General features: G+C 35.6%; 8 protein-coding genes. All 8 read left to right on the top strand.

Translation table 11 applies throughout. The features are described 5' to 3' along the window. Positions 1-1,189, top strand: a 1,189-nt coding sequence (locus tag IEW94_RS15620; RefSeq protein ID WP_188654785.1) for a PIG-L family deacetylase, incomplete at its 5' end; no start/stop codon positions are given. An 89-nt stretch (positions 1,190-1,278) separates the two neighbouring features. Further along, positions 1,279-1,584 carry a hypothetical protein gene (locus IEW94_RS15625; RefSeq protein ID WP_188654787.1) on the top strand — a complete coding sequence of 102 codons (306 nt, stop codon included), beginning with the start codon at positions 1,279-1,281 and terminating at the stop codon, positions 1,582-1,584. A 14-nt stretch (positions 1,585-1,598) separates the two neighbouring features. Next, a complete protein-coding gene (locus tag IEW94_RS15630) occupies positions 1,599-2,468 on the top strand; it encodes an N-acetylglucosamine kinase (RefSeq protein WP_188654789.1) in 870 nt (289 codons plus the stop codon). Between the two features lie 44 nt (positions 2,469-2,512). Further along, positions 2,513-4,237, top strand: coding sequence for a beta-N-acetylhexosaminidase (locus IEW94_RS15635; RefSeq protein WP_229669548.1), 1,725 nt, complete (start codon positions 2,513-2,515; stop codon positions 4,235-4,237). 12 nt (positions 4,238-4,249) lie between these two features. Beyond that, positions 4,250-4,402, top strand: a complete 153-nt coding sequence (locus tag IEW94_RS15640; protein WP_188654791.1) for a heterodisulfide reductase-related iron-sulfur binding cluster — start codon at positions 4,250-4,252, stop codon at positions 4,400-4,402. Between the two features lie 682 nt (positions 4,403-5,084). Further along, positions 5,085-5,321 carry a phytanoyl-CoA dioxygenase family protein gene (locus IEW94_RS16955; RefSeq protein ID WP_229669549.1) on the top strand — a complete coding sequence of 79 codons (237 nt, stop codon included), beginning with the start codon at positions 5,085-5,087 and terminating at the stop codon, positions 5,319-5,321. A gap of 435 nt (positions 5,322-5,756) precedes the next feature. Continuing rightward, entirely contained in the window at positions 5,757-6,947 is a 1,191-nt protein-coding gene (locus tag IEW94_RS15650; protein WP_229669550.1) for an SGNH/GDSL hydrolase family protein, read from the top strand. A 282-nt stretch (positions 6,948-7,229) separates the two neighbouring features. After that, positions 7,230-8,911, top strand: a 1,682-nt coding sequence (locus IEW94_RS15655; protein WP_188654798.1) for a GH92 family glycosyl hydrolase, incomplete at its 3' end; no start/stop codon positions are given.

Consider the following 8,911-nt stretch of genomic DNA (forward strand, 5'->3'; position numbering starts at 1 on the left):
ACAAGAGCACAACAACGCCACCTTTGTTTTGGACCAAGCGGCCTCATCAAAACTGACCAGGATCAATACGCCTTGGTTGGTCGAGAAAGTAGTTTGGACAGATAAACTGATCAGAAAAGCGGTCTTGGGATTGGCCATTGATTTAAAAAAACCAATCTTAATGCTCACGGATGCGGATTATATTGAAAATGGAATGAGTGATCTGCTGGCAGATTCTGGTCCAGCTTACGATATCAACATCAAGATATTCAATAAACTACAGAACACCATTACAGGTTGGCCGGGCGGCAAACCAAATGCTGATGACAGCAAACGTCCGGAACGGGCCGAGCCAGCGAGCAAGCGCGTTCTTATTTTCAGTCCGCACCCAGATGATGATATCATAAGCATGGGCGGCACCTTCAAGCGCTTGCAAGAGCAGGGACATGAAGTACATGTGGGCTATCAAACATCAGGGAACATAGCGGTGGCAGATGATGAGGCACTGCGCTTTGCAAGCTTTGTTTGTGATTACAATGAAAAATTTGGAATCGACAACAAAGAGGCGCAATCAATCTTCAAAAAGGCCAAGACATTCCTCAAGAACAAGAAATCCAGCGAAATTGATATTCCAGAGGTTAGGTATATCAAAGGACTGATCAGGAAAGGAGAGGCAAAATCAACCTGCCATTATATAGGTGTTCCAGACAGTCAAATCCATTTTATGGAATTGCCGTTTTATGAGACCGGTAGCATTGAAAAGAAACCGTTGGCAGAAAAGGACATACAAATAACAATGGACCTGATAGAGAAGATCAAGCCCCATCAGATATATGCGGCCGGTGATTTGGCGGACCCCCACGGAACCCATAAGGTGTGCCTTGATGCTGTTCTTGAAGCTGTGAAAAAGCTAAAGCCCAAAAAGTTCATGGACGATTGTTGGCTATGGCTGTACCGGGGCGCTTGGCAGGAATGGGGCATTGATGAGATTGAGATGGCCGTTCCGATGGGCCCGGACCAGGTACTTGAAAAGCGCAAGGGCATTTTTAAGCACCAGTCGCAAAAGGATGGGGTTGTTTTCCAGGGCTCGGACAGCAGGGAGTTCTGGCAGCGGGCGGAGGACAGGAACAGGGAGACCGCTGAGCTGTACGACCAATTGGGACTGTCACGCTATGCGGCAATGGAAGCATTTGTTAGGTGGAGTTTTTAAAATTAAAATGAGCTTTATTTGAGTTAGTAATGTTATGCTTGTCTTTTAATCAAGAATGGCTTCAATTGGATGGAAATACCATATGATATATGAAAAATAAAATTTCTAATACTAATTCATCCTGTTTCGAATTAGTGAAAGTTGAACCAGTTAAAAGCTTAGATATATACAATAAGTTTGTCAATTGGGTTATTGGTGAATTTGATTTGTGTCTTAGGGAAGAAGGGTCAGAAGAGCTAAAAGTATATTTTCCTAATGGGTGTTTTTGTATAGGAAGTTTTAAGATTGATAATGATGAACGGGTTTATATTGGAATTAAAGTTATAGGAAAATCAAGAATAGTTTGTGAAAAAATAATGGCTCAATTGAATCATATTATTGATTTTAATAAATAAAATAATTACAGGAAATGATATTAATAGCGGATAGCGGATCGACAAAGTGCGATTGGGTAGTTCTTGGTAAAGACAAACGAGTGATTTTAAAAACAGGCACAAAAGGTATCAATCCAAGGCTTTTGAGTGTTTATCAAATATGTGAGATTTTGCATGAAAATAAAGAGCTATACAGGTTAAAAGAGGATATTAAAAAGGTGTTGTTTTATGGGGCAGGATGTGCAGAAGGTGAATCAAAGCTTAATTTAATTAAGATACTTAATGATTACTTTCCAAATGCCAAGGTACTTGTTGAAGAAGACTTAACTGCTGCTGTACGAGGGACTACTTCGTTTCCAGGGGTTGTCTGCATTTTAGGAACAGGATCAAATTGTTGTTTTTATGACGGGGTAGATATTCATGTCCATCAGGCTTCATTGGGGTATGTGGTTATGGATGAGGGCAGTGGGAATTATTTTGGGAAACAGTTGCTTCGGTCTTATTTTTACAATAAGATGCCGCCAGAGTTGCATAAGAAGTTTGAAAAAAGTTTTGATGTATCTCTAGATTTGATTTTAAAGAACCTTTATGAAACCGAAAACCCAAGTGCTTATTTAGGTAATTTTGCAAGCTTTTTAATCCATAACCGTACGGAACCATTCATCGTTTCAATTATTGAAAAAGGGATCGTTGAGTTATTTGATACTCTTATTGCATGTTATAAAAAGGAACTTGAGAATAGCCCTTTACATTTTGTAGGATCTATTGCCTATTATTTACAGAAAGAAATTTTACTTGAAGCAAAAAAACGGCACATTAAAATAAGGTCTTTTGTAAAGAGACCAATTGACAATATTGTAGCAAATGTTAATAATATCTTGGGACAACATACATTACCAACATAATTGTTGATAAAAGCAAAGAGTTATAAATTATTAAAATTAAAAAAATGAGGTATTCTATTATTGTATTAATGTGCTTGTTAAGTTTTTCTTGTAACAATAAGTACAAAGAAGCAACCAATACAGAAGAAAACTATTTGATAATTCCGAAGCCACTAAAAATGGAACCTTTAAAAGGTAAGTTTTTAGTAGATAAAAAAACAAAAGTCATAGGAGATCCATCACTTGCCAATGAAGGTGGTTTTTTATCAGGTATATTGAGTGCTGCTACCGGCTATCCAATTTCTTTTTCTTCAGAAGTAACACAGGGAAATATTGTCCTTAAGTTAGATGATACCATAAAAAATGATGAAGGTTATGTATTGCAGGTAGCGTATGATAAAATCACCATTTCAGGAAAAAGTGCTACTGGTATATTTTACGGCATTGAAACATTACGTCAGTTGATGCCAGCAAGAATTGAAGCCAGGGATGGCACCTTAAAAGAGCTAACAATACCTGCGGTTAATATCACGGACAATCCAAGGTTTGTGTACCGAGGGATGCATTTAGATGTTGGCAGGCATTTTTTTCCGGTATCATTTATTAAAAAATATATAGATCTTATTGCGATGCATAAAATGAACACCTTCCACTGGCATTTAACCGAAGATCAAGGGTGGCGTATAGAAATTAAAAAGTATCCTAGATTAACGGAAATCGGATCAAAGCGATATGGTACTATTGTTGGGCATTATCCAGGAACTGCCAACGATCAAAAAGAATACGGAGGGTTTTATACCCAAGAAGAGGTTAAGGGTGTTGTGGCCTATGCGGCTGCTCGCCATGTGACCATTATTCCTGAAATAGAATTGCCAGGGCATAGTAGTGCTGCCATAGCAGCATATCCTAGTTTAAGCTGTTTTCCAAATGGACCTACAGTGGTTACAAAAGATATGATGTCCGATAAAGGGAGGGAGCTTCAAGCGTTAGGAACTCCTAAAATTGTACAAGAAACATGGGGAGTGTTTAACGATGTTTTCTGTGCTGGCAAAGAGAGTACATTTATCTTTCTTCAAGATGTATTGGATGAAGTAATCCCATTGTTCCCTTCAAAATATATTCATATTGGAGGAGACGAATGCCCAAAGGAAAATTGGAGGCGTTGTCCAAATTGTCAAGCTCGAATTAAAAAAGAGGGTCTGCATAATGAGCATGAATTGCAAAGCTACTTTGTAAAGCGAATAGAAAAGTACCTTAATTCAAAAGGAAAACAGATTATAGGATGGGATGAAATTTTAGAAGGTGGCTTGGCACCAAATGCTACGGTAATGTCTTGGAGAGGAACAAAAGGAGGTTTAGAGGCAGCAAAACAACATCATGACGTTGTCATGACCCCAGGGCATTCATGCTATTTTGATCACTATCAAGCTAAAAACAAAGAAAACGAACCGTTGGCCATAGGGGGTAAAACAACAGTAGCCGATGTATATGCTTATGATCCAACACCAGAAGAACTGACTGCTGATGAACAAAAATTCATTTTGGGAGCACAAGGGAATGTTTGGACAGAATATATGGCAACAACCGATTATGTTGAGTATATGATCTTACCAAGAATGTCTGCTTTGTCGGAAGTTGTATGGTCATCAACAGCAAACAGAAATTATGATGATTTTAATACACGACTTCAGGCATTAACCAAAAGATTTGATGCACTGGGACTAAATTATGCCAAACATACATTTCAAAAAGATAATTTAAAAAATGTAGTACAAACGGATAATGAATAAGATTTTAGATTAATGAAAGTAGGGTTTTTTATACCATGTCATATAAATCAATTGTATCCAAAAGGAGGCATTGCTACATTGGAACTTTTTGAGAAATTGGTAGTCGATGTATTGTATCCTATGGGCCAAACCTGTTGCGGGGGCTGTAGCATCTGTCATAATTAGAGTTGGTTTTAAACATTTGTAGTGAATTTTCAAAATGTAATTGTATTAATATCAGGCATTAATTTTTATATTTCCATTAAATTTATTGCAAATTTTGACAAAAAATAATAGATGAGACAGAACCGGAAATCCTTCTTGTACATAATTAAATTTGACACACTATTAATAAAATTTTAAACTCATGGATGTAATTAAAGATCTTGCAGATTACCATTACTTCATTTCTAAAGTGTTCGGACAGTCTCAAATGCTTGAAGAATGGAAACCACATATGGTTTATTGATGAACAGATTGCAGATTTTCATGAATATGGGTATTTGTCTGGAATAAAATTATTAAAAGAATGGTAGGTAGATATTTTACGGGACGAACTTATCCAGATAGCGAATTCTGATTACCCAGTACACTATTTGCTTTATGAATTTATAGCAATGGATCTGAAGACCCATATTCAGTTTTGTTTCATTCATTGAGCATTGGCGTATTAAGGGGTTTTATGAAGTACTCTGGAATACAGCATTTGTAATGACTGCTATCAACTATCAGACGGTATACCTGTTAGGTTTTGGCATGACTAATTTTTTGTAAACTGACGCATCACGGTGGCGCAGTAGCTTGGTATCAAGGTTATTCTTATTGGACTCGAACCATAGACATTCAACATTTAGCCTGTTGAACCAGGTTGGATGATACCTTTATTGATAACGACGGTTTGCACTATATCCCAAAGCCCCATAAGTGGAGTTTATTGAATAAACCCTTATTAGCGGGAGATGTGGAGGGTTTGATGCCATTCTTAACTGAAGAACAAAAAGCAGAATTTAAACCAATTCCTATTGAACTGAAAAAAGGATATGCTACGTTCCATCATCCTATTACGATTCACGGAATTTATGAAAAATGGATCTGCTATAAGTAAAAGGGTCTTTGTGATTAACTTTTTCGTTGGTGGTGCATTAATCAATAGTGATGTTGAGCTTTTAAAGGGAGTTCCAAAAATTTCAAATGGAGAAAATGGATGACAAATTTTTTCCCAAGCTTATTTAATTTAGTAGCTAGTTCAAAATTTGGTTGCATCGCATATAGGTGGGTAGGATGGCCAAAGAGAGCCATCTAAAATGTTTTTTTGACTTACTTAAAAACTCATTCTATTCTTTGTTGTTTAAAGGATAATCAAAATCATGCTATGCTTGTTTTTATCGGTTGCTAGTGGTTCCTTTTGTCCGCTTTTTGTTGTAAATAAAATTTTTATGTAATACATAATACAGTTAATTAATTTTTATTATCTTTGACATAGAATTTTTAACAAGGATTGAAGCAGGATAGAACCAATATATAAAGTAATCTTTCAAAAATGAAGAATAAAACAATAGCAAGAATTTCAATTGTGCTGAATATTGTCTTTATATGTGGGACAATTTTGATAGCATACAAATATTGCCCAAAACTTAAATCAAAGTTTTTTCCAGACAGAATGTCCGTAATAAAAAAAGAAAAAATTAAATACACAGGCTCAATTTCGACCGTTTTTTACGATGCTTCAAAATTTGAAATTATCGGTCAGCTACCCAATACAGAAACTTATGATAGACTTCCATTAATTTCTAAAAATAAAGTAAGAAAACCTGTTTGGGCGCTTTCTGAAAATTCAGCGGGTATTTCTATTCGGTTTTCTTCCAACACCTCCTCAATAAAGATCCGTTGGAAATTGAAGAACAATATCAATGCGCCAAATATGACCCCTATAGTTTCTAAAGGGTTAGATTTGTATGCATATACAGATAACAAATGGCAATTCGTTGGTGTTGCAAAACCAGAAGATACATTCCAAAACGAAGCAATTGTAATAGAAGGAATGGATACTATTAATCGAGAATACTTACTAAATCTACCTTTATATGATGGGATTAAATCACTTGAAATCGGTATAGATAAAGGTGCTTCCATTAATAAACCATCTAAAGAAATTATAGATACTTCTCACCCAATTGTTTTTTATGGAACAAGTATAACACAAGGTGCGTCGGCTTCACGTCCAGGACTAACATATCCTGCGCTATTAGAAAGACATTTTAACAAAGAAGTAATCAACTTGGGTTTTAGCGGTAACGGTAGATTTGAAAAAGAAATTGCCGAATACATAATGACTGCAAACCCTTCAGTAATTATTTTGGACTGCACACCAAACTCTCCAGCAGACACGATTATAAAAAATCTGCCAAAAACAATTGACTATATAAACTCTATTAATGATACAGTCCCAATTATACTTGTAGAAAGTATAATGAGAGATTTTGCTTTCTTCAAAAAAGATGACAAAACAGTCTTTGGGACAATGTCATCTATAAATGAACAAAACAATGCATTGAATGAAGTTTATGAAAGAAGAAAAATGACTAGGAAAAATATTTTTTACATAAATAGTGAAAATCTTATTGGTAAGGATCATGAAGCGACTATAGACGGAACACATTTTAACGACTTAGGTCATTACAGAGCATACAAATTTTTAAGAGATAAAATTAAAAAAATAATCAGTCCATAACAAGTTTTGTAGTAAAAAACATGTGAAAACTTATTAATTTTTCACTAATTATAATACGACAAGGTAGTTGGTTCTGTTGCGTCTGTTATAGTTGGAACCTTTTTTTAGACCTTTGTAATGAATCTTAAAAAACGTAACTAACTGATTATCAGTACATATTTTTCTTTTCATTAAATTTATCATAATTTTTTTTAAAAATATTCACAGATGCGATAGGACCTAAATTACTTTTATAAACAATAAAATTAGTGAAAATTTAAAGTTAAATTATGATGTCTTTATATGAAAAACGGTACCCTTTTTATTTTATTAGTTGTTTTATTTTCTGGTTGCAAAGAAAGTACGACTGAAAATAAGCAACATAAAGCATCCTTTGTTAAATTAGTCAATCCCTTTATAGGAACCGGTGGACATGGGCATACCTACCCTGGAGCCACGGTTCCTTTTGGAATGGTGCAGGTGAGTCCAGATAATGGTATTTCAAGTTGGGACTGGTGCTCTGGATATCATTATTCAGATTCCATAATTGCCGGATTTAGCCATTTACATTTAAGTGGAACTGGTATTGGCGATTTGGCCGATATATTGTTTATGCCAACAAATAAAGCTATTGATTTAACTTTTAATACAACCTCACGAGATTCACTTCCATATAAATCATCATATAGCCATACTAACGAAAAATCAAGCCCTGGATATTATCAGGTGTTTCTTGAGGATCCAAAAGTGAATGTAGAATTGACATCTTCTTTAAGAACGGCCTATCACAAATATACCTTTACTGAAAAAAGCGAGCAATCAGTGGTTATAGATTTAGGATTTGCTATCAATTGGGATAAAGCCTTAAAATCTTCTATAACTATTGAAGATGATCATACCATAAGCGGTTACCGTTTTAGTACAGGTTGGGCAAAAAACCAGAAAGTATTTTTTGTTGCTACATTTTCCAAACCTATTTCAAAATATACGTTAGTGGAGAATCAAAATAGTATTGATGGGCAATCTGTAGATGGAGAGAAAGCCAAAGCACAGTTGTTTTTCAATGCCGAAGACAGCAACGAATTACTTGCAAAAGTAGCTGTGTCATCAGTTAGTATTGCCAATGCCAAAGAGAATTTAGATTCTGGAGATTTCAATTTTGAAAAAGTAAGAGAAGACGCTGAAAGCACTTGGAATACAGCGCTATCAAAAATAACAATTGAAACTCCTGTTGATTCGCTTAAAACCATTTTTTATACCGCATTGTATCATGCACAATTAGCACCAGTAACCTTTAGTGATAAAAACGGACAGTTTAGAAAAGGGAACGATAGTATTGTAACAGCTACAAATTATACAGCGTATTCTACTTTATCGCTTTGGGACACGTTTAGGGCAGAAAATCCTTTACTGACCTTGATAGCTCCTGATAAAACATCAGATATTATTAACTCCATGTTGGCCTATTACGGCACCAAAAACATTTTACCTGTTTGGACGCTTTATGCCAATGAAACCAATTGTATGACAGGATATCATTCCATTCCTGTTATTGTAGATGCTTATCAAAAGGGAATTAAAGGGTTTGATGCTGAAAAAGCCTATGAAGCCATGAAAGCAACCATGATGCAAGATGAACGTGGTTTAAACCTTTATAAAAAGTACGGATATGTTCCTTATAATTTATTGGACGAATCCGTTACCATTACGTTGGAATATGCGTTCGATGATTGGTGTGTGGCACAAATGGCCAAAGCTTTAGGGAAAGAGGATGATTACAAGTATTTTTTGAATCGTTCTAAAGCATATCAATATGTGTTTGATCCAGAAACAGGGTTCATGCGCGGCAAATCGGATGATGGTGTATCTTGGAATGAGCCTTTTGACCCGAAACATTCCAATCACAGAGAACATACCGATTACACCGAAGGCAATGCATGGCAACACAGCTGGTTTGTACCTCAAGATGTTGAAAATCTAGTTCA

This window comes from Yeosuana aromativorans (assembly GCF_014646655.1).
Classification (GTDB): domain Bacteria; phylum Bacteroidota; class Bacteroidia; order Flavobacteriales; family Flavobacteriaceae; genus Yeosuana; species Yeosuana aromativorans.